The sequence below is a fragment of the Burkholderia sp. Ac-20349 genome (assembly GCF_017104865.1).
Taxonomy (GTDB): Bacteria; Pseudomonadota; Gammaproteobacteria; order Burkholderiales; family Burkholderiaceae; genus Burkholderia; species Burkholderia aenigmatica.
Genome location: NZ_JAAGPM010000051.1, coordinates 1 through 24,453, shown reverse-complemented (window position 1 = coordinate 24,453; position 24,453 = coordinate 1). Strand labels below are relative to the sequence as shown.

22 protein-coding genes, 1 pseudogene and 1 riboswitch are annotated in these 24,453 nt (G+C 68.6%); of the genes and pseudogenes, 8 read left to right on the top strand and 15 right to left on the bottom strand.

What is annotated here, in order from left to right; all coding sequences use genetic code 11:
- Positions 1-6: 6 nt before the first annotated feature.
- Together G3N61_RS18320 and G3N61_RS18315 are read right to left on the bottom strand one after the other, a co-directional pair.
- Entirely contained in the window at positions 7-426 is a 420-nt protein-coding gene (locus G3N61_RS18320) for a YciI family protein (RefSeq protein WP_205823249.1), read from the bottom strand.
- Positions 427-551: 125 nt separating this feature from the next.
- Positions 552-905: a YciI family protein gene (locus tag G3N61_RS18315; protein WP_034185206.1), complete on the bottom strand. Its 354-nt coding sequence runs from the start codon at positions 903-905 to the stop codon at positions 552-554.
- A 203-nt stretch (positions 906-1,108) separates the two neighbouring features.
- Here G3N61_RS18315 and G3N61_RS18310 point away from each other — a divergent pair, with 203 nt between their 5' ends.
- The 4 genes from G3N61_RS18310 to G3N61_RS18295 all read left to right on the top strand — a co-directional run bounded on the left by G3N61_RS18310 (position 1,109) and on the right by G3N61_RS18295 (position 5,616).
- Positions 1,109-2,944 carry an ExeM/NucH family extracellular endonuclease gene (locus G3N61_RS18310; protein WP_205823248.1) on the top strand — a complete coding sequence of 612 codons (1,836 nt, stop codon included), beginning with the start codon at positions 1,109-1,111 and terminating at the stop codon, positions 2,942-2,944.
- Positions 2,945-3,276: 332 nt separating this feature from the next.
- Positions 3,277-3,663, top strand: a complete 387-nt coding sequence (locus G3N61_RS18305) for a DUF883 family protein (protein ID WP_043177905.1) — start codon at positions 3,277-3,279, stop codon at positions 3,661-3,663.
- 64 nt (positions 3,664-3,727) lie between these two features.
- On the top strand, positions 3,728-4,312 hold the full coding sequence (locus G3N61_RS18300) for a YSC84-related protein (RefSeq protein ID WP_043177907.1): 585 nt from the start codon (positions 3,728-3,730) through the stop codon (positions 4,310-4,312).
- A 251-nt stretch (positions 4,313-4,563) separates the two neighbouring features.
- Positions 4,564-5,616 carry an AI-2E family transporter gene (locus G3N61_RS18295; protein WP_043177909.1) on the top strand — a complete coding sequence of 351 codons (1,053 nt, stop codon included), beginning with the start codon at positions 4,564-4,566 and terminating at the stop codon, positions 5,614-5,616.
- A gap of 43 nt (positions 5,617-5,659) precedes the next feature.
- On the opposite strand, the gene G3N61_RS18290 is transcribed toward G3N61_RS18295, so the two are convergent.
- From G3N61_RS18290 to G3N61_RS18265, 6 genes are all read right to left on the bottom strand, one after another.
- Positions 5,660-6,175 (bottom strand): thioesterase, encoded by a 516-nt coding sequence (locus tag G3N61_RS18290; protein ID WP_205823247.1) that lies wholly within the window; start codon positions 6,173-6,175, stop codon positions 5,660-5,662.
- 207 nt (positions 6,176-6,382) lie between these two features.
- Positions 6,383-7,399, bottom strand: a complete 1,017-nt coding sequence (locus tag G3N61_RS18285) for an NADP-dependent oxidoreductase (RefSeq protein WP_043177915.1) — start codon at positions 7,397-7,399, stop codon at positions 6,383-6,385.
- 37 nt (positions 7,400-7,436) lie between these two features.
- Positions 7,437-8,225, bottom strand: coding sequence for an SDR family oxidoreductase (locus G3N61_RS18280; RefSeq protein WP_043177917.1), 789 nt, complete (start codon positions 8,223-8,225; stop codon positions 7,437-7,439).
- A 463-nt stretch (positions 8,226-8,688) separates the two neighbouring features.
- On the bottom strand, positions 8,689-9,279 hold the full coding sequence (locus tag G3N61_RS18275; protein ID WP_043177918.1) for a phosphatase PAP2 family protein: 591 nt from the start codon (positions 9,277-9,279) through the stop codon (positions 8,689-8,691).
- A gap of 81 nt (positions 9,280-9,360) precedes the next feature.
- On the bottom strand, positions 9,361-10,677 hold the full coding sequence (locus G3N61_RS18270) for an Nramp family divalent metal transporter (RefSeq protein ID WP_043177919.1): 1,317 nt from the start codon (positions 10,675-10,677) through the stop codon (positions 9,361-9,363).
- Positions 10,626-11,678, bottom strand: a complete 1,053-nt coding sequence (locus G3N61_RS18265) for a helix-turn-helix domain-containing protein (protein WP_205823246.1) — start codon at positions 11,676-11,678, stop codon at positions 10,626-10,628. Before G3N61_RS18265 ends, G3N61_RS18270 begins: the two co-directional genes overlap by 52 nt.
- 496 nt (positions 11,679-12,174) lie before the next feature.
- Between G3N61_RS18265 and G3N61_RS18260 the strand changes: the two genes are divergently transcribed.
- Both G3N61_RS18260 and G3N61_RS18255 read left to right on the top strand, forming a co-directional pair.
- Complete coding sequence (locus G3N61_RS18260) at positions 12,175-13,098, top strand: LysR family transcriptional regulator (protein WP_205823245.1); 924 nt, start codon at positions 12,175-12,177, stop codon at positions 13,096-13,098.
- Positions 13,099-13,196: 98 nt separating this feature from the next.
- On the top strand, positions 13,197-13,598 hold the full coding sequence (locus G3N61_RS18255) for an OsmC family protein (RefSeq protein ID WP_043177923.1): 402 nt from the start codon (positions 13,197-13,199) through the stop codon (positions 13,596-13,598).
- A 102-nt stretch (positions 13,599-13,700) separates the two neighbouring features.
- On the opposite strand, the gene G3N61_RS18250 is transcribed toward G3N61_RS18255, so the two are convergent.
- A complete protein-coding gene (locus G3N61_RS18250; protein ID WP_089453454.1) occupies positions 13,701-14,582 on the bottom strand; it encodes a Dyp-type peroxidase in 882 nt (293 codons plus the stop codon).
- Positions 14,583-15,071: 489 nt separating this feature from the next.
- Here G3N61_RS18250 and G3N61_RS18245 point away from each other — a divergent pair, with 489 nt between their 5' ends.
- Together G3N61_RS18245 and G3N61_RS18240 are read left to right on the top strand one after the other, a co-directional pair.
- Positions 15,072-16,934, top strand: a complete 1,863-nt coding sequence (locus G3N61_RS18245; RefSeq protein ID WP_089453455.1) for an ABC transporter ATP-binding protein — start codon at positions 15,072-15,074, stop codon at positions 16,932-16,934.
- Positions 16,935-17,148: 214 nt separating this feature from the next.
- Positions 17,149-17,862: a riboflavin synthase subunit alpha gene (locus G3N61_RS18240; RefSeq protein WP_089453456.1), complete on the top strand. Its 714-nt coding sequence runs from the start codon at positions 17,149-17,151 to the stop codon at positions 17,860-17,862.
- Positions 17,863-17,893: 31 nt separating this feature from the next.
- On the opposite strand, the gene G3N61_RS18235 is transcribed toward G3N61_RS18240, so the two are convergent.
- The 6 genes and pseudogenes from G3N61_RS18235 to G3N61_RS18210 form a co-directional block, all read right to left on the bottom strand.
- A complete protein-coding gene (locus G3N61_RS18235) occupies positions 17,894-18,481 on the bottom strand; it encodes a shikimate kinase (protein WP_346778579.1) in 588 nt (195 codons plus the stop codon).
- 70 nt (positions 18,482-18,551) lie between these two features.
- Entirely contained in the window at positions 18,552-19,793 is a 1,242-nt protein-coding gene (locus G3N61_RS18230; RefSeq protein ID WP_205823243.1) for a voltage-gated chloride channel family protein, read from the bottom strand.
- A 79-nt stretch (positions 19,794-19,872) separates the two neighbouring features.
- Positions 19,873-19,976, bottom strand: a riboswitch (Fluoride riboswitch).
- Between the two features lie 84 nt (positions 19,977-20,060).
- Positions 20,061-21,080 (bottom strand): chemotaxis response regulator protein-glutamate methylesterase, encoded by a 1,020-nt coding sequence (locus G3N61_RS18225; protein ID WP_043177930.1) that lies wholly within the window; start codon positions 21,078-21,080, stop codon positions 20,061-20,063.
- Positions 21,077-23,389, bottom strand: a complete 2,313-nt coding sequence (locus G3N61_RS18220) for a hybrid sensor histidine kinase/response regulator (RefSeq protein WP_089453459.1) — start codon at positions 23,387-23,389, stop codon at positions 21,077-21,079. The genes G3N61_RS18225 and G3N61_RS18220 overlap by 4 nt, the downstream gene beginning before the upstream one ends.
- Complete coding sequence (locus G3N61_RS18215) at positions 23,386-24,093, bottom strand: chemotaxis protein CheW (RefSeq protein ID WP_089453460.1); 708 nt, start codon at positions 24,091-24,093, stop codon at positions 23,386-23,388. The genes G3N61_RS18220 and G3N61_RS18215 overlap by 4 nt, the downstream gene beginning before the upstream one ends.
- A gap of 46 nt (positions 24,094-24,139) precedes the next feature.
- Positions 24,140-24,453: pseudogene (locus G3N61_RS18210) on the bottom strand (MCP methyltransferase); the annotation flags it as partial.

Genomic DNA, 24,453 nt, shown 5'->3' with positions numbered 1-24,453 from the left:
AATCAATCAGGCGCCGGTGCGGCCGACGTGGAGTTCGCGAAACCGCTCGACCGCCTCGCTCGGCGTGAGGTCGTCAAGCTCGAACAGCGGCCGCACCTCGATCTCGCAATCCATCTCGGCGCCGAACGGCGCGGGAAACCGGCGCGTCCACTCGAGCGCTTCTTCGCGCGAACGCACCTGGATCAGCGTATAGCCGGCGATCAGTTCCTTCGTTTCGGCGAACGGGCCGTCGACCACCGTGCCCTTGCCGCCCGTGTAGCGCACGCGCCAGCCGCTCGCGCTCGGTCGCAGCCCGTTTGCGTCGAGCAGCACGCCGGCCCTGGCCAGTTCCTCGTGATAGACGGTCATGGCCTCGACCAGCCGGTTGTCGGGCAGCGCGTCGGACTCGCTGACGGCGTTCGCCCGGATCATGATCATGAATCGCATCGTTGACTCCTTGTCATCGGTGGCAGGCGGCGCCCGTTCTTCGGCGCCTTATCCGGACGACGGCCGGAAGACGGCCGGATCGACACATTCCGCGACAGATCAGGGTATATACCGAGTCGCGACCTTCACAGGAAGCACGGGCCGACCGCGCGCACCTCGACCGTGCACCATTGCGCAGCCGGGCACTGGCGCGCGATCTCGATCGCCTCCTCGCGCGTGTCGACGTCGACGAGGAAGAAGCCGCCGACCATCTCCTTCGCCTCCGCGAACGGGCCGTCGAGCAGGCGCGTCTCGCCGTCGCGCACCTGCACGCGCGTCCCGCGCTCGGAACGCTCCAGCGACTCGACGCCGCGCAGCACGCCGCGCGCCTTCAGCGTCTCGGCGAAATCGACCATCCGCGCGTACAGCGCCTGACCTTCGTCGAGCGTGCGTTCGGCGCGCTGGTCGGTCGGCTCGACAATCAACAGCATGTAAGACATGGATTTCTCCTGTGGGAACGGGGCGCGGCAGCGTGCGCTGCGCGATCGGGATGCGCCGACCGATGCAAAAGCGTAGCAGCCGCCGGGCGGCTTGCATCGTCGGCCAATCGGTACTGGCCGGACGGCCATTTCGGCCGCTTCCTGACATTTTGCCGTCAAGATGCCTTCCCGAACCTTCGGATTTTCTTCCTGTGGACCGCCCCATGTCACGCCTGCTTGCGCCGCTTGTCGTTGCCCCGTTCATCGCCCTGGCCACCCTCTTCGCCCCCGCCGCCTCCGCCCCCCTCTTCGCCCGGCCGGCCGCGGCCACACCGCCGGTCAGCGCCGGCTGCGGCGGCGCAACCACGCCGATTGCCGACCTCCGCGGCGCCGGCGGCCCGTCGCCGCTTTCCGGCCGAACGATTTCGATCGAAGCGGTCGTCACCGCGGCATTCGGCGGCGCCGACGGCCTGGGCGGCTTCTTCGTCCAGCAGGCCGACGCGCAGCGACGGCACCGGCCGGGCGTCCCGGAAGGCGTGTTCGTGTACGCACCGAACGCGCGCGCGAAGGCCGGCGATCTCGTGCATCTCACGGGCCGCGTCGACGAGCGATACGGCCGGACGCAATTCACGCTGTCGGGCGGCATGACCGTCTGCGCACGCGAACAGACGGTCACACCGGCAACACTCACGCTGCCGGTCACCACGCCCGCCGTGCTGGCCGCACATGAAGGCATGCGGGTGCGCCTGCCGCAAACGCTGACGGTCAGCGACACCCACGAACTCGGCCGCTACGGCAGCATCGTCCTCAGCAACGGCCGGCTGCGCATCCCGACCCACGTCGCACCGCCGGCCGAGGCCGCCGCGCTCGCGGCCGCCAACGCACGCAACCGCATCGTGCTCGACGACGGCTCGAACCGCCGCGATCCCGCGACCGTGCGCTATCCGCCGCCCGCGCTGAGTGCCGCCAACACGCTGCGCGCGGGCTACACGGTGCGCGGCGTCGAAGGCGTGCTCGAACTGCGCCACGGCGCGTGGCGGCTGCAACCGGTTGCCGGTGCGGCACCGGTGTTCGATGCCGCCGCGAACCCGCGTACCGATGCGCCGGCCCGGCATCCCGCTGCCGACGTGCGCATCGTGTCGTTCAACGTATTCAACTATTTCAACGGCGACGGGACGGGCGGCGGATTCGATGCCCCGGCCAACCGCGGCGCGAAATCGCCCGCCGCGTTCGTGCGGCAGGAGGCGAAGATCGTCGCGGCATTGCGCGCGTTGCGTGCCGACGTGATCGGGCTGATGGAAATCGCGAACAACGGCTACGGCGACGCGAGCGCCGTGCGGCGTCTCGCCGCGCAACTTGGCGACGGCTGGCGTGCGGTCGAGCCCGGCACCGCGCGGCTCGGCCTCGATACGATCGCGGTCGCGCTGCTGTACGACAGCCGCACGGTCGAGCCGGCCGGGCGCGCGGCGACCGTCGCGCTCGGCGGCCGGCACCGCCCGCCGCTTGCGCAGACATTCCGGCGCATCGGCGGCTCGCGCGCCTTCACGGTCGCGGTCAATCACCTGAAATCGAAGAACTGCCCGAACGCGACCGGCGCCGATCGCGACCAGTCGGACGGCCAGGGCTGCTGGAACGCAGCGCGCACGCAGGCCGCCGCGCGCGTCGCCGACTGGCTCGCCACGTCGCCGACAGGCACCGCGGCCGACGGCATATTGCTGATCGGCGACCTGAACAGCTACGCGAAGGAAGATCCGGTTCGCGCGCTCGAATCGCGCGGCTACGCGAACCTGGTTGCCCGCTTCGGCGGCGATGCTGCGTACAGCTACGTATTTCACGGCGAAGCGGGCAACCTCGACCACGCGCTCGCCACGCCTTCACTCGCCGCGCGCGTGAAAGCCGTGCACGTCTGGCACATTAACGCCGACGAACCGGTGGCCCTGCAACCCTTGCCCGATTACAAAACGTCCGCGCAACGGTCGTCCTATTACGCACCCGACGCGTACCGCTCATCGGACCACGATCCCGTCGTGATCGACGTCGCGCTTGGCGACAGCGCATAGGGGCGGCCCCGGGCACGAACCGTGCGCGTCCACACAGCATCGACTAGTGCATTTGCATCAGCACAAGGCCTGCAACGGCACTATTTACCGAACCACCCTGGCGACGCCATATTTACCAGGCTTTCACCGCGTACGGCAGCCCGATACGCCGCTTCGCCCGGCATGCGAATTTTTTTTAACCGCCGTGCCGCCCCATGTGGCGGGGCTTCGCGGCGATCCTGCCGATGAATTGAAAATTTGTCTCGAAACAAAATTGGGCCACGTGAATCACATAAGTTGCTGGGATTCGTCTTATCTTCAAATTTGCCTTGAATCGAAGGAGGATAAACACCATGGCGCTCACCGACTCGATTGAACACAAGCTGGATCGCGGCCTCGCCGACATTCGTCGCACGGGCCGGCGCGTGGGCCGCACGACGCGCTCGGCCGCCCGCGACCTGCATGCCGACGTCACCGACGATCTGCGCGGGCTGGTCGACGAACTCGAAGATCTGCTGAAAAACGACGGCGACGGCGATATCGCCGCGCTGCGCAAGCGCGTGCAATCCAGGCTCGATGAAGCGCGCAGCGCGCTCGACCACGCGTCGGGCAGCGCGGCGGCCCGGCTGCGCGATTCGGCCGAACGCGTGTCGCAGGTCGTGCACGACAACCCGTGGCAAACCGCCGGCGTCGTCGCCGGCCTCGCGTTCGTTGCGGGCCTGCTCCTTGCCCGCCGTTGAACGGGGCCGGCCGCTCCGCTGCCCGCACCGTCCGTCCTCAATCCGATAACGAAGGAGAAACGCCATGCAGAAGACCTTTGCCATGAAAGCCGCCGCCGCCGTCCTGCTCGGCGGCCTCGCGCTCGCCGGCTGCACGACCACCCCGGACAAACCGGAAGGCGCCGCGGCCAGCGCGTCGAAGCGCCAGTCGATCGACGCCAGCGTCAACGCGACGCTGTCGCGCCTCTATTCGACGGTGCCGGGTTCGCGTGAACTCGTCGGGAAATCGCGCGGCGTGCTCGTGTTCCCGAACGTGCTGCAGGCCGGCTTCATCGTCGGCGGCCAGTCCGGCAACGGCGCGCTGCGCGTCGGCGGCAGCACGGTCGGCTACTACAACACGTCGTCGCTGTCGGTCGGCCTGCAGGCCGGCGCGCAATCGAAGGCGATCGTGTTCCTGTTCATGACGCAGGATGCGCTCGACTCGTTCCGCAAGTCCGAAGGCTGGGCCGCCGGCGCCGACGCATCGGTCGCGGTCGTGAAGGTCGGCGCGAACGGCGCGGTCGATACGACCACGGCCACCGCCCCGGTCGAGGTGCTGGTCCTGACCAACGCCGGCCTGATGGGCGACCTGTCGGTGAACGGCACCAAGGTCACGAAGCTCAATATCTGACGATGCGACACGCGGCGTTGCGCCGCGTCGGCTTCCCGGCAGCGCCGCGGCCCCGGCCGCGGCGTTTTCGCATGTGCCGCGCGCAGCGGCTATGATGGCGGCACCTTTGCGGGCATACTCCGGTTCGAGCCGACCGGCGGACGGCCGCCCCGCGGCGCGTTTCGCTGCGAACCCGTGACGATCGCGAACCGATCGCGCGCGGGACAACGAGATTCAATCAAACCACGCATCAATCTGCGCGAATGTCATCCATGGAAAGCGGACACGACCACCAAAAATTCTTCTATTTCCTGCTGGCCGCGGTCACCGTCGGACTCTGCTGGATCCTCGCGCCGTTTTCCGGTGCGGTGTTCTGGGGCACCATTCTCGCGATCCTGTTCCAGCCCGTACAGCGCTGGCTCGCCGCGCGCTTCGGCAAGCGGCGCAACCTGGCCGCGCTCGTGACGCTGTCGCTGATCGTCCTGATCGTGATCCTGCCGCTCGTGTTCGTCGCCGCGACGCTCGTGCAGGAAATCGCGTACGTGTACCAGGAAATCAAGACCGCGCAGCCTAACTATTCGCAATACTTCCAGGACATCATCCACGCGCTGCCGTCGTCGATCCAGCACCTGCTGCAGAAATACGGGCTGAGCAACCTCCCGGGCATCCAGAAGAGACTGACCGATGGCGCCGCGCAGATCAGCCAGCTCGCGGCAGCGCAGGCACTCAGCATCGGCCAGAACACGTTCCAGTTCGTCGTGAGCTTCGGCGTGATGCTGTACATGGTGTTCTTCCTGCTGCGCGACGGCGGCGAGATCGGCCGCCGCGTGCGCCGCGCATTGCCCCTTGACGACGAGCACAAGAACCTGCTGCTGGCGAAATTCACGACGGTCGTGCGCGCGACCGTGAAGGGCAACATCGCGGTCGCGCTCGTGCAGGGTGCGCTCGGCGGCCTGATCTTCTGGATCCTCGGGATCGAAGGGGTCGTGCTGTGGGGCGCGCTGATGGCGTTCCTGTCGCTGCTGCCCGCGATCGGCGCGAGCCTCGTATGGGTGCCGGCCGCGCTCTACTTCCTGATGATCGGCGCGGTGTGGAAATGCGCGATCCTCGTCGCGTTCTGCGTCGGCGTGATCGGCCTCGTCGACAACCTGCTGCGCCCGATCCTCGTCGGCAAGGACACGAAGATGCCCGACTGGGTCGTACTGATTTCGACGCTCGGCGGGATGGCGCTGTTCGGCATCACCGGCTTCGTGATCGGGCCGCTCGTCGCCGCGCTGTTCATGGCGAGCTGGGACATCTACGCACGCGCGGAACAGGCCGAATGACACGCCGCGCGGCCACGTGCCGCGCATCGGCGGACATTCGCCGTCACGGATGACGAATGCGGATCACGACGGGCGCCACGGCGCCCGTTTCTTCATCCACCGCCAGCCTCATCACGCCGCCATACGGCCCCACGCGATACGTACGGCCCGATACCAGCGGCACGCTTCGATCGTCGTGTGCGTCGCGCCACGTTGCACGCACACCCGCAGCGACATCCGGCGCGAACGGCGTGCCGTCGGGCGCGACCAGCGCTACATGGGCACCCGGCAAACGCCGGCCATGCGCATCGAATCGCAGCGTTGCCGCCACCTCGCCGTTCGCCCGCTCCCGTCCTTCGACCACCACGCGCGACCGCGCATCGAGCGTCACGTCGTAGCAATCGACGAGCGCGCCGGTAAACCGCACGATGCCGCCTGACGCTGCGTGCCCGGCCGCCACCGCATTCGACATCGCGAACGCCACGCCCAGCCCGATCGCGATTCTCCGCACGGCACCGGCACGCTGCACCGTTCGATTGCGCATCGCCACCGATACCGCCCGCTTCGTGTCGTTTCGCATGTTCCCTCTCCTCTGCCGCGTGACCAGAAAAAAGGCAGCGTGACGCGTCGGTCACGCCGCCTGTCTGCTGGCAGTCACTTTAGGGAGAGAAGCCCGGACGATATATGGGACAAGTCCGAAACTAAGAAACGATTGATCGAACGCACCGCGTTCGACACCCGCTCGCGGCGGCGCACGAACGGCCGCGCACGCCGTGCCGCGGGCCGGTCACGCGTCTGGATCGACGCGCAGCACGAGCTTGCCGCGATGATCGCCGTCGAACAGGCGATTCAGCACGTCGGGCGCGTTTTCGAGGCCGTCCGCCACCGTCTCCTCGGCCTTGAGCCGGCCGTCGCGCAGCCAGCCCGCGAGCGTCTGCACGGCCTCGCGGCTCTTGCGATAGTCGAGGATCAGGAAGCCGCGCATCGTCAGCCGCTTCGAGATCAGCACGCCGACGTCATCCGCCGCGCGCCCGCTGTTGTAGTTCGAGATCACGCCGCACAGCGCGACGCGCCCGCCGATCACCATCCGCGACAGCACCGCGCGCATCACCTCGCCGCCGACGTTCTCGAAGTTCACGTGCACGCCGTCCGGCGTCGCCGCCTTCAGCTGCTGTCGGAAATCGTCGGCCTTGTAGTCGACGGCCGCGTCGAAGCCGAGCGTCTCGGTCAGGTAGCGGCACTTGTCCGCGCCGCCGGCGATGCCGACCACACGCGCGCCGTGGATCTTGCCGATCTGCCCGGCAATCGAGCCGACCGAGCCGGCCGCCGCCGATACCACGAGTGTCTCGCCGGGCTGCACCGGCGCGATGTCGGTCAGCCCGTAGTACGCGGTCAGCCCGCTCATCCCGCACGCGCCGAGCAGCGTCGGCAGCGGCAGGCCCGACTGCGCGGGCAGCTTCACGAGCTGTGCGGCCTGCTCGGCCGGCACGACCGCATAGTCCTGCCAACCGACCAGCCCCTGCACGAGATCGCCTTCCGCGAAACCTGCATGGCGCGACGCGACCACGCGCCCGATGCCGAGCGCGCGCATCACCTCGCCGATCGCGACGGGCGGCAGATACTGCGGCACGTCGCTCATCCACACGCGGTTGGTCGGGTCCATCGACAGGTACAGCACACGCACGAGCACCTCGCCGTCCGCGAGCGCCGGCACCGGCGTCTCGACGAGCGAAAAGTGTTCGCGGCCGACCCGCCCTTCCGGGCGCGTCTTCAGCAGCAGTTGGCGGTTCACGGGTGTCGACACGATGTTCTCCTCCAGGCGTTGTTGTTCGGGATGCGCGTCAGACCGCGCACATGCCGCCGTCGATCACGAGTTCGGCGGCCGTCATGAAGCGGCTCTCGTCGGATGCGAGATACACGGCCGCGTGCGCGACGTCGTCCGGTTCGCCGAGCCGGCGCAGCGGAATGCCGCGCGCGAGCTTGCGCGTGGCGTCGCGTTCGCCGAGCGACTGGAACAGCGGCTCGACGATCCCCGTGCGGATGAACGCGGGGTGAATCGAGTTGCAGCGCACGTCGATCTCGCGGCGGGCGCAGTCGATCGCGACCGACTTCGTCAGCGACGCGACCGCCGCCTTCGACGCGTTGTACGCGGTGAAATCCGGCTCGACCTTGAACGCGGCGACCGACGAGATGTTGATGATCGACGCGGGATGGCTCTCGGCCAGATACGACAACGCATGCTTGCAGCCGAGCACGATGCTCTCGACGTTGATCGCCATCACGCGCCGCCATTCGTCCAGTTCGATCTGCGCGGGCGAGCCGATCGAGCCGACGCCCGCGTTGTTGACGAGCACCGACAGCCCGCCCATCGCATCGACCGCCTGCGCGAGCAACGCCTGCCAGCGCGCTTCGTCGCGCACGTCCTGCGTCGCGGCAAACGCGACCGGCGCCGCATGGCCCGCGTTGAGTTCCTGCGCGAACGCGTCGAGCACCGCGGCGTCGGCGATGTCGGTCACGAACACGCGCGCGCCCTGCTCGACCATCCGGCGCGCGATCGCGCGGCCGAGGCCGCCCGCGGCGCCCGTGATGTATGCGCACTTGCCGGCAAGGCGCGAAGAAACGACTGTCATGTGACCTGCTCCTATCGTGAATCGTCGTCGCGAACCGCTGCCGCGACGGGTTGGCCGTGCCTGTTCCGGCCGCTGCGGGCCGGTTGGCCGTGCCTCGACCTCACGAGGCACCGCACGGTTTCCGCGAGTATATCGAGATGAACGCGACGCGCACCGGGCAGGCCGGGTAGCCGGCCCCGGTTGAACGACAGCCAGCGTACGCGAATGGCGCCAATCGATGAAATGAATATTCCTTATGCCCGGTCATAGACCTGGTTCATGACCTTCGTTTGCCGGCACGCATGCACGGGCCAGCGCCGCCGATCGCACGGGCCGGCTGATTCAATGATTCGGGGAATGACGGGGGATGCGTTCCGCGCGGGCGAGGAAGCGCTCGGGAAGATGAAGCGGTGTGGAATCGTGGCACCGCCGGGCGAACGCCGGCGGCAAGCAAGCGGCGCCGGGGCGCCGCGGCAGGCTATCGTCAGAAGCCGTCGCCGGACGGCGCGCGCACGAACGCGCAGAGTTGCGGCGAATGGGTATCGATCATCTGCTGGAACGGCGCACGGTGCCCGTACGCAATGCCCGACACGAGCAGCAGGCAGACGGCCGCGACGCGCGGCGAGAACGCACGCTGCCGCGCGCCGTCGTAACCGCGCAGGAACACCAGCGCGACGAGCGCGCCGAGCATCCAGCCGACGATCACTTCCGGGACGGTGTGCGAATGATCGAACACGCGCGCGACGGCCGTGACCGCGCCGATGGCCAGCCCGGCCGCGATGCCGGGCGCCTTGCCCGGCCGGAACGCCTGCCACAGCATCGACAGTGCGACCGTCCACACGGACGTCGACAGCATCGTATGGCCGCTGATCACGCGGAAATCGAATTGCGGCAGCTCGATGCCGCACCCGGCATACAGGATCTTCGTTGCGCCGACGAGGCCCATGCCGGCGGCGAGCAGCACGCCCCAGCGGGCGGCGAGGCGCCAGTCGGTCAGCGCGAGCCACGCCGCGCACGTCAGCGCGATCGGCAGGGTCAGCGCGGCATCGCCGATGTTGCTGATTTCACTCCACATAACGGACTTCGGACGACGATCGAAAGGCCGCAGTTTACCGCATGCGCGCCGCGCGACTGTGTCAGCCTGTGACAGGCTGTATCAGCCCGCCACACCGGTAATCAGCAACAGGTTCGTACCGGTGATGACGACGAACAGCGCCCACGCGGCGATTTGCATCCCGCGCCCGATCGTGTGCTCGCCCATCGTATTGCGATCGCTGACCGAGCGGATCAGCGGCCACATCGCGAACGGCAGCTGCAGGCTCAGCAGCACCTGGCTCCACACCAGCAGCTGCCCGACCGAGCCGTCGCCGAGCCACAGCACGCCGATCAGCGCCGGCACGAGCGCGAGCCCGCGCGTGATCAGCCGGCGCTGGTAGCACGGGATCTTCGTATGCAGGAAGCCATCCATGATCACCTGGCCGGCGATCGTGCCGGTGAGCGTCGAGCTCTGCCCCGACGCGAGCAGCGCGATCCCGAACAGCAGTGCGGCCGCGCCGCCCGCGATCGGCGTAATCAGCTTGTAGGCCTGCTCGATGTCGGTCACGTTGTGCTGGCCCGTCGCGTGGAACGCCGCACCCGCGACGACCAGGATCGCCGCGTTGACGAGCATCGCGACGAACAGCGACACGAACGTATCGATGCGCACCAGAGCGAGCGTGTCGCGAATCGTCCCGCGCGCACCGCCCACCACGCGCCGCGTCTGCACGACCGACGAATGCAGGTACAGGTTGTGCGGCATGATCGTCGCGCCGACGATGCCGAGCGCGAGCACGATCGCGTCCTTGCGGTCGTGGCCCGGATCGCCCGGCACCAGCCCGCCGACCACCGCATGCCAGTCGGGCGGCGTGATCGCGACCTGTGCGACGAAGCAGAACGCCATCGTCGCGATCAGCGCGAGCACGATCGCCTCGATCTGCCGGAACCCCTTGCCCTGCAGGCCGAGCACGATCACCGTGTCGAGCGCGGTCAGCACGATCCCCCACGCGAGCGGCACGCCGAGCAGCAGCTTGAACGCGAGCGCGCAGCCGAGCACTTCCGCGATGTCGCACGCGATGATCGACACTTCGGCGGTCACCCACTGCACGATGCGGCCGAGCCGGCCGTAGCGGTCGTAGCTGGCCTGCGCGAGATCCCTGCCCGCGACGAGGCCGAGCCGCGCCGCGAGCATCTGCAGGAAGATCGCCGCGAGACTCGAGAACGCGACGACCCACAGCAGCGAATAGCCGAACTGCGAGCCGGCCTGGATATCGGTCGCCCAGTTGCCGGGATCCATGTAGCCGATCGCGACCAGCAGGCCGGGGCCGAAGAAGCGCTTGAGCTTCTGCCAGCGCGGCGCGCCGGCATCGATCGTGATGCTGCCCTTTACTTCCGACGGGCAGAAAGGGGCGGTGGCGGTAGTGGGGAGGAGGGGCATGTAAACCGGGGATCGAGATCGCGACAGGACGATTCTACGGGTATCCGTCCGGTTTTCTCCCGCGCGGCGGCGCACGCGTCGCACTGCCCCCCGGCGTCGTCGCAGGCCCCCCCGTCCGCATCGGGTGGCGTGGCGCCTCGGGTGAGGATCCTTTCGCGTTCGGTGACGCGAAATTCCGTCGGCGACATCAGCATGCGCTGACGAAACAGTTTCGCGAGCCGCTCGCCGCTGCCGAACCCGGTGCGGCGCGCGACCTTGTCGGCCGGCAGCGTCGTGTGGACCAGCATGTGACAGGCGCGCTCGAGCCGCACGTGCTGGACGAACTCGGTCGGCGTCACGCCGATCTCCTTCTTGAAGCGCCGCAGGAAGTTGCGCTCGCTCATCGCGGCGGCCTGGGCGGCGTTCGCGATCGAGATGCGGTTCACGCTCTGCGCGCGCAGCCGCTGCGCCGACATCCGGATCGACGGGCTCGCGCTCAGCTCGCGAAAGGCCCACATCGACTGCGTATAGCGTTGCTCGACGGGCCGCAGCATGTTGCTGGCGATCTCCTGCGCGGCGCTGTCGCCGAGATCGACGCGAAACATGTCGAGCACGGCGGCGAACACGTCGGTGTCGCCGGCCTGCAGCTCGACCGTCGTGGCGACCCGGCGCCCGGCCCGGCCGGGCCGCTCTTCGAGCGTCGCCGACGGCCGCTGCATGGCCGCGAGCGCGGGCAGGTCCATTGCGTCGACGATCCAGCGCGCATGACGGCGAATGTCGGTCAGGCGACGCTGCAATGCGCCGTCCCAGTTGACGGCCGCGCGGTCGCCGTGGAGATGAAAGAACGCGAGCGCACGGCGGCCGTGCTCGTCGCCGAGCGGATCGGCCGCGATGCTCACGCCGGACGACGACTGCAACAGCCCCCCGCTTTCGGATACGTACTTCAACTGGTAATCCGCACTGTATGCGTGCAGGCGATTCGCCAGGTTGAAAGCCTCGCCAAGACGCGCGGCCTGGGCCAACGAAAACCCCGTACTCAAATAGATAACGACCCACCTCTGATCTGCTGCATTCACTGGCCAAGCCCCCGACTTGTTTCGACTTCTTTTATTACCGTCGAACTGTCAGGCTTATATTTGGTTTGAATGCGTGCGACAGGACGGCTATCCCGAAATATGAAGCGACGGCATCTTAGCCGAACGGGTCGCGCCTTTGGCGCGAAATGGCCGACGGGGACAGCATGATGGCGGATTACTACAGGCTGTCGGGGGTGACTGGCGGGCCGGCGTGAAGTCGCACGGGCCGTTCTCGCCGATTATTGCGATGAGGTGCGTCGCACGCTGCGCATTTCATGACGACAGGATGCCTCGGGTATCCGGATAAATGCGCAGCCGGATATCGGCCCAAACGATATCGGCACCTGTCCCGCGCCATCGATCGCCACGCCGGAACGCCCGCGTATCCGTTGCCTGCGCATCCTTTAGAATCGAGCCACGATTCACCACGCCGCCCGTGCCCGTGCCCGCCGATCACCGTCTCGACCTGAACCTGTTTCGCGTGCTCGACGCCGTCTACGTACATGGCGGCATCGGCGCGGCCGCCCGCGCGCTGCATCTCACGCAGCCGGCCGTCACGCATGCGCTCAACCGGCTGCGCGCGCATTTCGACGATCCGCTGTTCGTGCGGCAGGGCAACCGCGTCGTGGCCACCGAACGCACGCGCTCGATCATCGCGGACGTGCAGGTCCACCTGAAGGGCCTGCAAGGCACCGCGCGCGCGTCGTCGGCATTCGATCCCGCGACGCTCGACCTGAGCATCGCGGTAGGCATTCGCGACGTGCTCGAATCGATCGCGCTGCCGCGGATCGTCGCCGCGTTCGCCGACGAAGCGCCGGGCCTGCGGCTCGTGAGCCGCCGCATCGCGGTGGCCGACATCGAGCGCGAACTCGCATCGGGCAACCTCGATCTCGCCGTCGATCGCCGCGTGCCGACCGGCCCGCGCATCGCCACCGAACACCTGCTCGACGATTCGCTGGTCGTCGCGCTGCGCGGCGATCACCCGCTGGCGCGCGACCCGCTGCGGCGCAGCGACTATTTCGCGGCGCAGCACGTCGCGGTGTCGTCGCTCGGCGAGCCGCAATCGCTCGACGTGCTGCTCGGCAACGACGGACGCTTCCGCGATATCCGGCTCACCTGCCAGCACTATTTCGCCGCGTGCCAGATCGCCGCGACCGGCAACCTGCTGGTCACGCTGCCGCACACCTACGCGTTGCGGATGGCCGCGCTGCTGCCGATCGTCGTGCGGCCGCTGCCGTTGCGGCTCAAGCCGTTCCCGCTGCTCGCGTACTGGCACGAATCGCGCGACGCCGATCGCGCGCACCAGTGGGTGCGCGAACGCATCGCCGCGCTCGTGCGCAGCAGCGCCGGCGTCGCCGACGCGTAGCCGCACGGCGCGCGCCATCGCGATCGGGACGGTATGCTGACGGCTGCACGCCGCCCCGCGGCGCCCGCTTTCTTGTTCCCGCTGACCGGAGACCTGCCATGTCGCTCATCCATGCCGCCGCCGTCCTCGACGCCGATGCGCCCGACTACGTCGTCCAGCTGCAAGCCGGCACCCACGCGCTGACCGGCGACGAAGCGCCACGCGAAGGCGGCCAGGATCGCGGGCCGGCACCGTTCGCGTTCGTGCTGGCCGGCCTCGCGCAATGCACGGCCGCGACGCTGCGCATGTATATGCAGCGCAAGGCGTGGCCGGCCGCGCGCATCGACGTGCGCACCGAGCTGCATGCGGATCGCGACGGCACGCAATACGTGCGCCGCGTCGTGACGCTCGACGGCCCGCTCGACGACGCGCAACGCCAGCGCCTCGCCGAAATCTGCGAGAAGACGCCGGTCACGCTGTTCATCAAGCGCGGCACGCGGATCGACACCACGTTGAGCTGACCCGCAACGCACACAGCGCACGCGGCGCACGATCGCCGCGCAAAAAAAACGGGGGGCCGCGCATCATGCGCGGCCCCCCGTTTCGTCGAACCCGTCAGGCGCTTACAGTCCGAGCGCGGACAGGTCGAGCTTGCCGTCCTTCAACGGCGGGCACCAGAAATACGCGCCCGTCAGCGGCCGCGTGAAGCGGAACAGGCCGTCGACGATGCCGTCTTCCGCGCCGCTCATCCGGCGCATCTGCACGTCGAACGCGCGGAACGAACAGCCGAACGCCACGAAATAAAGGCCCGCGCGGCGCGCGTCCGACCACGGCGACGAACGGCGCAGCATGAACGCTTCGGGCTCGAAGCTTTCCTGCGCGGTGCGCTTCACGTGCGCGAACTCGGGTGCGTCGTCGAGTTCTTCGTTGTCCGAGCGGCGGCGGCCGATGATGTTGTCCATGTCGCCCGACGGAATGCGCTCCATCTGGTCGAAGTCGTGCAGCCACTGCTGAACCGCGACGAAGCTCGCACCGTCGAGCCCCGCGCCCTGCCCCGTCACGATCGCCGCGGCGACTGCTTCGTCGCCGTCCGGATTCTCGGTGCCGTCTTCATAGCCGGACAGGTCGCGATCGGTCGAATAGCGGAAAGCGTCGACCGCGTCCTGCAACGCGAACGCCGGCGCCAGCGCGCGTTCGATCGTCCGCGCGCGCAGCACGATCTCGCCGCGGTCGTTACCGCGCAGCCAGACCCACACGTCGGCCGGCGTGGCCGGCAGCGTGCGGTCCTTCACCGCGAACGCCGGGAATTCGGTCAGGCCCGGCACCGGGCGCCCGAGGTGCGCCGCCAGCGCGTGCCCGAACCCGACCACCGTGTCGCGTCCGTCGACGATCTCGCGCAGCGCGGCCAGCGCCGCTGCCACATTGCCGTCATTCGAAATCGTAAAAGTGAGGTATCGGGACACCGTATCGATCGGGGTCAGGATGCCTTGCTGAACGTCGCTCATCGTTTCCTCAGGAATGTATCGTGGTGAATCTGCGAGGGCCGCGGCGGCGTGCGCCGCAGACGCTGGAGTGTAATCGATGCGCGTGCCGGCCCTTGCGTTGCCGCACTGTGGAAGGGCCGTCAAAGAAGGGCCGAAACCCTGAATACTAACCGTATCGACGCGGCCACGCCCATTCGTCAGACGTTGCGGCGCGCCCGACTCTGCTGATAGAATCTTTTCACGTCTTTTCGGCGTCCTTTCAACCGTTCACTTCAGGGGAGGTGCAGATGTTCCCAATGCCAGCAACCTTCCCGAACGTGGTCCCACGGCACAGCTGATCCAGCCCGCCGTCCGCGCCGGCTCCCGAGTTTTCCGCTAACCCGTCAGCCGCGCCGTTTCCCGACAGCCTGTTTCGTTTTCCACCCGCCATTTTCGCGCGGCCCGGCTGTTGCGTTTTCGATGTTCTCCGAACCGGAAAGTCCCGTCGCGCGATGCGCCGGGCAACGATAAATGACCAGAAAAACCTCCCATCTGGGCGGCCAGGCATTCCAGGCCGTCTTCGGCTTCACCTTCCGTTACTGGCGCAAGCAGCCGGCCCGCACCGCCACGGTCGCGGGCCTCGCGCTGCTCGCCGCACTCGCCGACGTGCTCACGCCACTGTTCGCCGGTCGCCTCGTCGACGCGCTGTCGATGGGCGTGTCCGACCGCGCCGCCGCGTGGCATGCGGCCCTCGTCGCGTTCGGCACGCTCGCCGCGCTCGGCCTCGGCGCGACGGTGCTGCGGCAAGGCGTCTACCTGAACATCATCAAGCTCACGCTGAAGATGATGAGCGAGATCGCGGCCGCGTCGTTCCATCGCGTGCAGCGCTTCTCGACCGACTGGCACGCGAACAGCTTCGCGGGCTCGACCGTGCGCAAGATCACGCGCGGGATCTGGGCGATCGACCTGCTGAACGACACCGTGCTGATTGCGCTGCTGCCATCGGTCACGATGCTCGTCGGTGCCACCGTGCTGCTCGGCACGCACTGGCCCGTGATGGGGCTCGTCGTCGGCGCGGGTTCGCTGCTGTACATCGCGGTAACGGTGGCCGTGTCGCTCGGCATCGTCGCGCCGGCCGCGCGGCTCGGCAACCTGTGGGATACGCGCATGGGCGGCGCACTCGCCGATGCCGTGAGCTGCAACGCGGTCGTGAAGGCGTTCGGCGCGGAAACGCGCGAGGAAGCGCGGCTCGCGCGCGTGATCGGCAAGTGGCGGCAGCGCACGCGCCGCACCTGGGTGCGCGGCACGCTCAACGGCGGGTTGCAGGGCGCGATGCTCGTCGCGATGCAGGCCGCGATGATCGGCGTCGCGCTGCGGCTGTGGGCGAACGACGAGGCGAGCGTCGGCGACATCGCATTCGCGCTGACGATGTTCTTCATGCTGCAGGGCTACCTGCGCGACGTCGGCATGCACATCCGCAACCTGCAACGCTCGGTGAACGACATGGAAGAACTCGTCGCGCTCGAGCGCCAGCCGCTCGGCATCGACGATCGTCCCGGCGCGCCGGCGATCCGGATCGGGCAAGGCGAGATCCGCTTCGAGCACGTGACGTTCCGTTACGACAACCATCCGGTGCCGCTGTACGACGATTTCTCGATGCGGATCGCGCCGGGCGAGCGCGTGGGCCTCGTCGGCCACTCGGGGTCGGGCAAGACGTCGTTCATCAAGCTGATCCAGCGCCTGTACGACGTGTCGGGCGGCCGCATCACGATCGACGGCCAGGACATCGCGCGGGTGCGGCAGGATTCGCTGCGCAGCCAGATCGCGATCGTCCAGCAGGAGCCCGTGCTGTTCCACCGCACGCTCGCGGAGAACATCGCGTATGCGCGCCCCGACGCGAGCCGGGCCGACATCGAGCGCGCCGCGCGGCTGGCCAGCGCGCACGACTTCATCGCCACGCTGCCGGACGGCTATGACACGCTCGTCGGCGAACGCGGGATCAAGCTGTCGGGCGGCGAACGCCAGCGGGTCGCGATCGCGCGCGCGTTCCTCGCCGATGCGCCGATCCTGATCCTCGACGAAGCGACGTCGAGCCTCGACAGCGAAAGCGAGCTGCTGATCCAGCAGGCGATGGAACGGCTGATGGTCGGCCGCACGACGCTCGTGGTCGCGCACCGGCTGTCGACCGTGCGCGCGCTCGACCGGCTGCTCGTGCTCGATCGCGGCAAGGTGATCGAGGAAGGCAGCCACGACGCGCTGATCCGGATCGAAGGCGGCATCTATCGCCGGCTGTTCGAGCGGCAGGCGCTGGAGCTCGCGAAGGGGCTCGCCGATTCGCCGCGGCGCACGGCGGACGACGACACCGGGCCGCTGGGCGAGCCGGCCGAGGTGTGACCCAAGCGCATCGCGGCGCGCGTCGGCGGTGCGGTCATCACCGCCGGCGCGCGTCTGCACATGGATAATGGATCCGGATCGAGGCCGTGCCAGGTGCACGGCCTTTTTTACGTCATCGCCTCATGCCTGCCGCCTCGCAACTGCGCGCCGCGAGGTGTCCCTTTCCGGGATCCCTTATCATGTCGGCCAGCAAATTCGCGACAAGGGATCGACCATGTTTACAGGAATTGTCCAGGGCGTTGCCACCATCAAGACGATCGCCGATCACGGGGAACTGAGAACCTTCAGCATCGCATTCCCGGAGCGGTTTACCGACGACATCGAGATCGGCGCCAGCGTCTCGGTCGATGGCGTCTGCCTGACGGTGACGACCATCCATTCGCCGGAGCTGATCGACTTCGACGTGATGCTGCCGAGCCTGCGGATCACCACGCTGGCCGATCTCGTGACGGGCGCCCCCGTCAACGTGGAGCGGGCCGCGAAGGACGGCGCGGAGATCGGCGGGCATCCGCTGTCCGGCCATGTCGACTTCACCGGGACCATCCGGCACATCGCCGTGTCCGAACATAACCGGATGGTGCGCATCGGCGTGCCGGACGCCTTCAAGCGGTATGTGTTCGCAAAGGGCTATATCGCGATCAACGGCTGCAGCCTGACGGTGTCCGACGTCAACCGCGACGAAGGCTGGTTCGATGTCTGGCTGATTCCCGAAACGCGACGTGCGACGACCTTCGACGGGAAGGGCGTCAACGACACGGTCAACATCGAGATCGAGCGCAGCACGCAGGTGGTCGTCGATACGATCCGGGAATCGGTCAAGGAAACGCTCGGCGAACTGAACGGCGTCGTGACCGCATTGCTGGCGGAAAAAGGCATCGATATCGAGGAAGTGCTGGCGCGCCATGTCGCGCGCCTGCCGAAGCCGTAACGGGTGCCGGTACGCCAGGTGATCCGCTGGATCACCGCGTACCGCCCGCAACCGCATGCGAACCGTGTTCGCGCGAAGCCATCGACGCCACGATAAAGCGTTCGATGTCGGCCGCCACATGTTCGGGCGGGCCGTCGCTCGCAAACCGCTTGCAGTTCAGGCGCATGAACGCAGGGAACCGAGCGCGGATCTTGCGCATCTCGTCGGCTTCGTTCGCATGCAGATACGGCCGGGACACCTGCCGGGCCACGATCAGTTTCGCGCAGCGTTCGAGGTCGAACGACGGCAGCAGGAGCGCGGTGAATCTGCCCGCCTCGATGTCACGGCGAAGTGCCGGATAAGCCGGCGCGACATCGGCCGGATACAGCATGAAACCGGACGACACCGCGCAGATCGTGGGCGCCGACATCCCGCGCCTGAGTTGCTCGTACAGCCGGACGTTGTGCGACGCATACTCGGCATAGCCGCGCTCCCGGATGAAATCGGCAATGTTCCCGTGCGCGGCCAGGAAGCACCGATCCACATCGACGAACCGCCAGTTCAGGCGCGCCGCGACGATCTCCCCGACCGTGGTCTTGCCGGCGCCGCCCGGCCCGATCAGATGTACCCGCAACGACACGTTTCCCCTCCGGCATCGCATGCATCGCGTTCCCGCACGCACCGCGACGATTCAGCCTTCCGCGCCCGCATCATTCCGCCTCCGCCTGCGCACCCTTCCCCACCGCCACGCGCTGCGCGCGATAAATCCCCGCGTGCCCCGAGAACAGATACGCGACGACGCACGCGACGACCGCATACACGCCGATATCCGCGCCAAACAGTTCGATCGCCATGATCGTCGACGCGATCGGCGTATTCGCCGCGCCGGCGAATACCGCGACGAAGCCGAGCCCCGCGAGCACGGGCACCGGCAGCGCCAGCACCTGGCCGAGCGCGTTGCCGAGCGTCGCGCCGATGTAGAACAGCGGTGTCACTTCGCCGCCCTTGAACCCCGACGCGAGCGTGACGACGGTGAACGCGAACTTGCCTGCGAAATCGTAGAGCGGCAGCGGGCCATGAAACGCGGCCTCGATCGTCGGGATACCGAGGCCGAGATACTGCGGCACGTTCAGCACGGTGGCGGCCACGGCGACCAGCAGGCCGCCGAGCACCGGCTGCAGCGGCGCATAGCGGACGACGCGCCGGAACCACGCGGTCAGCGCATGCGTCGCAAACGCGAACAGCCGCCCGGCCACGCCGAACGCAATGCCCGCGACGACCGTCACGGCGAGCCCCGTCGCCGACACGGCCGGCACGAACGGAATCGCATAGGCCGTGTGATGCACGCCCCACGCACGGCAGACGACGTCCGCGACGATCGCGGAGGCGACGCAGGTCAGCAGCGCGTCGTACCGCACACGCCCGATCGCGAGCACCTCGAGCCCGAACACGGCGCCCGCGAGCGGTGTGCCGAACACCGACGCGAACCCGGCCGCGATGCCACCCATCAGCAGCACGCGGCGATGCTCGCGATCGAGGCGGAACACCTGCGTGACGCGATCGGCGAGCGCGCCGCCCATCTGCACGGCCGTGCCCTCGCGGCCGGCCGAGCCGCCGAACAGATGCGTGACGACGGTCGCGACGAGCACGAGCGGCGCCATCCGCTTCGGCACGAGCGCCTTCGGGTCGTGAATCTCGTCGATCAGCAGGTTGTTGCCGCGCGCGACGGACTGGCCGAAGCGATGGTAGATCCAGCCGGTCGCGAAACCGGCGGCCGGCAGCCCCCACAGCAGCCACGGGTGCGCCACGCGCGTGCCGGTCGCCCAGTCGAGCGCGATCAGGAACAACGCGGAAGCCGTGCCGGCCAGCGTGCCAAGCAGGACCGAAAGCGCGAGCCAGCGGCACACATAGCGCACGGTCGCGAGAAGATCGGCAGAAGTCGTGAAAAACATGATTTCCAGATTCGACGGAACATCAAAACCTGGGCGGTAGAAACCCGCATGGACGGCCTGCGACCTCCTGACGACCCAGGAACACGCAGGCATCATCAGCCGGGCGAACCGGCGGTTGAGGGCCGCATCGTGCGCAACGCGCCGCGTACGACCGCAGGGAGGCATGCCATCTCCGCTGGCCGCCATTGTACGCGACGCCGCGCGACGCCCGCAATGCGGCCAGCGGCGCACCGGAACGGGACGGCGTCGCGCGCCCTTCGAGCAGTGTCAGTCGCGCAGCGGGCGCGTGATCCGCGAAATCAGCTGGGGCGCGATCCGCTCGAGCGGCAGGATCGCCGACGCCGCACCGATCGCCGCGGCCGCCTTCGGCATCCCGTAGACGGCGCTGGTCGCCTCGTCCTGCGCGATCGTGTGGCAGCCCTTCGCGCGCATCGCCTTCAGGCCGAGCGCACCGTCGCGCCCCATGCCCGTCAGCAGCACGCCGAACGCCTCGCCCTGCCAGCCGTCGGCGACGCTGTTGAAGAACACGTCGATCGACGGCCGGTACGGTGTCTCGGCCGGATGCCGCGTGTAGCCGAGCACGCCGCGCGGCGACAGATACAGGTGATCGTTGGTCGCCGCGAGCAGCACCTCGCCGGCCTGCGGCACGCTGCCCTGCCGGGCGACGCGCACCGGCAGGCGCGTATAGCCGTCGAGCCACTCGGCCATCCCGAGCGCGAACGCCTGGTCGACGTGCTGGACGATCACGATCGCCGCCGGAAAGTCGGCCGGCAGCGCCCGCAACAACGCGGTCAGCGCGGTTGGCCCGCCCGCCGACGCGCCGATCGCGACGAGCGTCGGCTGGCCGCGCTCGGGCGTCGGCCCCGGCGGCACGAGCACCGCGGTGCGGCTTTCGAGCAGCCGGCCGATCTGGTCGATCTTCGCGAGCAGCGCCTGCGGCGACGCGTCGGCCGACAGCCCGAGCGCGAGCGTCGGCGTGTCGACTGCATCGAGCGCACCGGCGCCCATCGCCTCGTAGACCGACGACGTGTTCGCGCTGACGCTCGCCGTCACGATCAGGATCGCGCACGGCGCGCGCGCCATGATCCGGCGCGTCGCGGCGACGCCGTCGACCTTCGGCATCACGAGATCCATCAGCACGACATCGGGCGGATGCGCGACGCAGAAATCCACCGCCTCGTCGCCGTCGGTCGCGACCCACAGCACGCGGTGGTCCGTGCGCAGCGCGATCACGCGGCGCAGCGCCTCCACGGCCAGCGGCAGGTCGTTGACGATGCCGATGTTCATCCGCGCGCATCTCCGATCAGGTCGTGCACGGCATCGAGCAACGCTTCGTCGTGGAAGCTGCTCTTCGCGAGGTAGTAATCGGCGCCCGCATCGAGCCCGCGCCGGCGGTCCTCATCGCGATCCTTGTACGACACGATCATCACCGGCACGCGCTTGAGCATCGGATCGCTCTTGATCAGCGTGACGAGCTCGATGCCATCCATGCGCGGCATGTCGACGTCCGTGACGACCAGATCGAACGCATCGCTGCGCACCGCGTTCCAGCCCTCCATCCCGTCGACCGCGACCGTCACGTCATAGCCGCGCTTTTCCAGCAACTTGCGTTCGAGCTCGCGCACCGTCAGCGAATCGTCGACGACGAGCACGCGGCGGCGCCGGTCGGCCAGCGCAAGTTGCGGGTCGCGCGTGAGCCGCGCGAGTTGCCCGCCGCGCACGAGCTTGTCGACCGAGCGGATCATGTCTTCGACATCGACGATCAGCACCGGGTCGCCGTTCTCGAGCAGCGCGCCGGCCGCGATGTTCTGGATCTTGTGCAGACGGCTGTCGAGCGGCTGCACGACGAGCATCCGTTCGCCGAGGAAGCGGTCGACCGCGACGCCGTACAGCTCGGGCTCGCCGCCGACGACCACCACCGCCGTGCTCGTGCGCGCCGCATCGGGTTCGCCTGCGTCGAGCAGCTGGTGCGCGGCCACGAGGCCCGCGCGCCGGCCGTCGAACGGGAAATGCGGCTGCCCTTCGAGCACGTCGATATTGTCGTGCGGAAGTTCGAGCGTGCGGCGCACGTGCGCAAGCGGGAACGCATACGGTTCGCCGCCGACCTCGACGAGCAGGCTGCGGATCACCGACAGCGTGAGCGGCAACTGCAGCACGAAGCGCATGCCCGCGCCCGGCTCGTTGAAGATCCGCACCGCGCCGCGCACGCCGCGCACCATCTCCTGCACCGCGTCGAGGCCGACGCCGCGGCCCGACACGTCGGTTACCGCATCGCGCATCGAGAAGCCCGGCAGCAACAGGAATTCGAGCAGCTCGGGATCGGACAGCCGCGCGGCCGTCTCGTCGTCGGTCAGGCGCTGGCGCACGACGGCCGCGCGCAGCGCGTCCATGTCGACGCCCGGGCCGTCGTCGATCACGCTGACCAGCAGCGAGCCGGCGCTGTGGCGCGCCTCCAGCGTCACGCTCGCCTCGGCCGGCTTGCCGCGCGCGCGCCGTGCTTCCGGCGAATCGACACCGTGATCGATGGCGTTGCGCAGCAGGTGGCCGAGCGGCGCGTCGAGCAGGTCGAGGATGTCGCGATCGACCTGCGTGCCCTCGCCGACGATCGAGAAACGCACCTGCTTGCCGAGCGAGCGCGCGAGATCGCGGACGATGCGCGGGTACGCGCGCGTCGCATCGCCGAACGGCCGCATCCGGCACTGCAGCGCCTCGTCATAAAGCTGCTCGGCGATATGCGTGCTGCGCCGCTCGAAACGGTCGAATTCGTCCATGCGCTCGGCGAGCGAACGCTGCAGGTCGTTCAGCATGTGCCGCACTTCGTTCATCGACGCAAGCATGCCCGCGTCGAGATCGTCGGCGAATTGTTCGTACATCAAATCGAGCGAGCGGGCCGCGTCGCGCTGCGCGCGCTTCACGCGCAGCATCGATTCGGCGAACGGCTTGAGCCAGCGCGATTCGACCAGCGATTCGCCGGACAGACTCAGCAGCCGGTTCAGCGTGTCCGCCCGCACGCGGCGCATCGCGCCGGCGCCGGCCACGCGGCCGGCCTGGGCCGGATCGGGCACCGTGCCCGACACGGCGAGCGGCGGCACGGTGGCGCCGGCCCCGACGGGCTCGTTCGCGGCACCGTCGTGCTCGCGATACGGCGGCACGATCGACGGCGGCATCGGCGGCGGGACGGCGGCCGGCGCCTGCATCGTCTGCGCGCCATCGGCACCCGTCAGTGCTGCCGCGAACACGTCGATCTCCGTCTGCGACACGGGCGGCCCCTGCGGATCGCCGACGCGCACCAGCAAATCGACACCAGCCAGCAATACGTCGACGTGCGTGGCCGTCAGCGCGATCGTGCCGGACTGCGCGGCGACGAAGCACTCTTCCATCCGCCCCGCAATCTCGACGCCGAGCGGCACGCCGACGATGCGCGCGGCGCCCTTCAGCGAATGCGCGGCACGCATGCATGCCTCGAGCGCGACGGAATCGGGCTCGCCCGATTCGAGCGCGAGCAGCCGCTCGGACAGCGCCTGGGTCTGCGTGCGCGTCTCCTCGCGATACAGCTCGAGCAGCGACAGGTGGCTCAGGTCGTCATCGCCGCTCATCGCATGCTCCGTGTCACGGCGTCGAACAGGCGGTCGTCGTCGAGCAGGCCCACCGACTTGCCGCGCCACGACAGCACGCCGCGCGACAGGCCGGCGCTCGCGCGCCCGACCGTCGCCGGCACCGGCACCCAGTCGGATGCGCCGAAGCGCAGCACGCCCTCGACTTCGTCGACCGGGAATACGACCGGCTCGCCCTGGTGCGCCGCCACCAGCAGCCGCGTGAAGCGGCCATCGCCGCCGCCGTTGCCGCCCTTGCCGGCGTCGAGGCCGAGCAGTGCGCCGATCGAGATCGCGATGCGCAGCGTGCCGCGGATGTTGACCACGCCGCGCACGGCCGAATTACGGCGATGCGGCAGCGAATGGATCGGGCGCGTGCCGGCAATCTCGCGCAGCACGCCGATCGGCAGCGCGAGCCATTCGTCGGCCACCCGGAACGCCAGCGCCGCATGGTGCGTATCGGTGTCGGCATCGCGCACGTGCGGCGCGCCGGACGCACTCATCCGGCGCGTGGCGTCGGCCATCTCGGCCCCGTCGAGCGGACGCTCGAGCAGCTTCGCCGCGTGATACGCGTACACCGGGCAGTTCAGGCAGCGCAGGCAGTCGTTCAACCGCTCGCACGAACGGTCGCCGCGCGTGCCGATCCGGTTCCAGCAATCGTCGACGTCGATCGTCGTCTCGTCAATGGCAGCGGCGGCGCGGTTCATGAGTTCCTCTGGTCATCGCGATATCGGTCCCCAACCCCTAGTTTTGTCAGCCGGCCGAGCGCCGTGCGCGCTCGAGCAGCCATTGCGCGCCCGCGCGATCGCCGCCGACGTCGAGCAGCGTCGCAAGATGGGTCAGCGCTTCGTGGTGCGTGGGCCGCAGGTACAGCGCCTTCCGGTAGAAGTCGCCGGCTTCCGCGGCGCGTCCGCGCGCATCCGCGATCAGCCCGTTCAGGTAGAACGCATCGGCATGCGGCCCGACGCGCGCCGAGAACTGCGCAAGCACGCGCTCGGCCTCGTCGAACGCGCCGGCATTCGCCAGCGCCTGCGCCTCTTCCAGCGTCGGCGCGGCGCTTTCGGCGA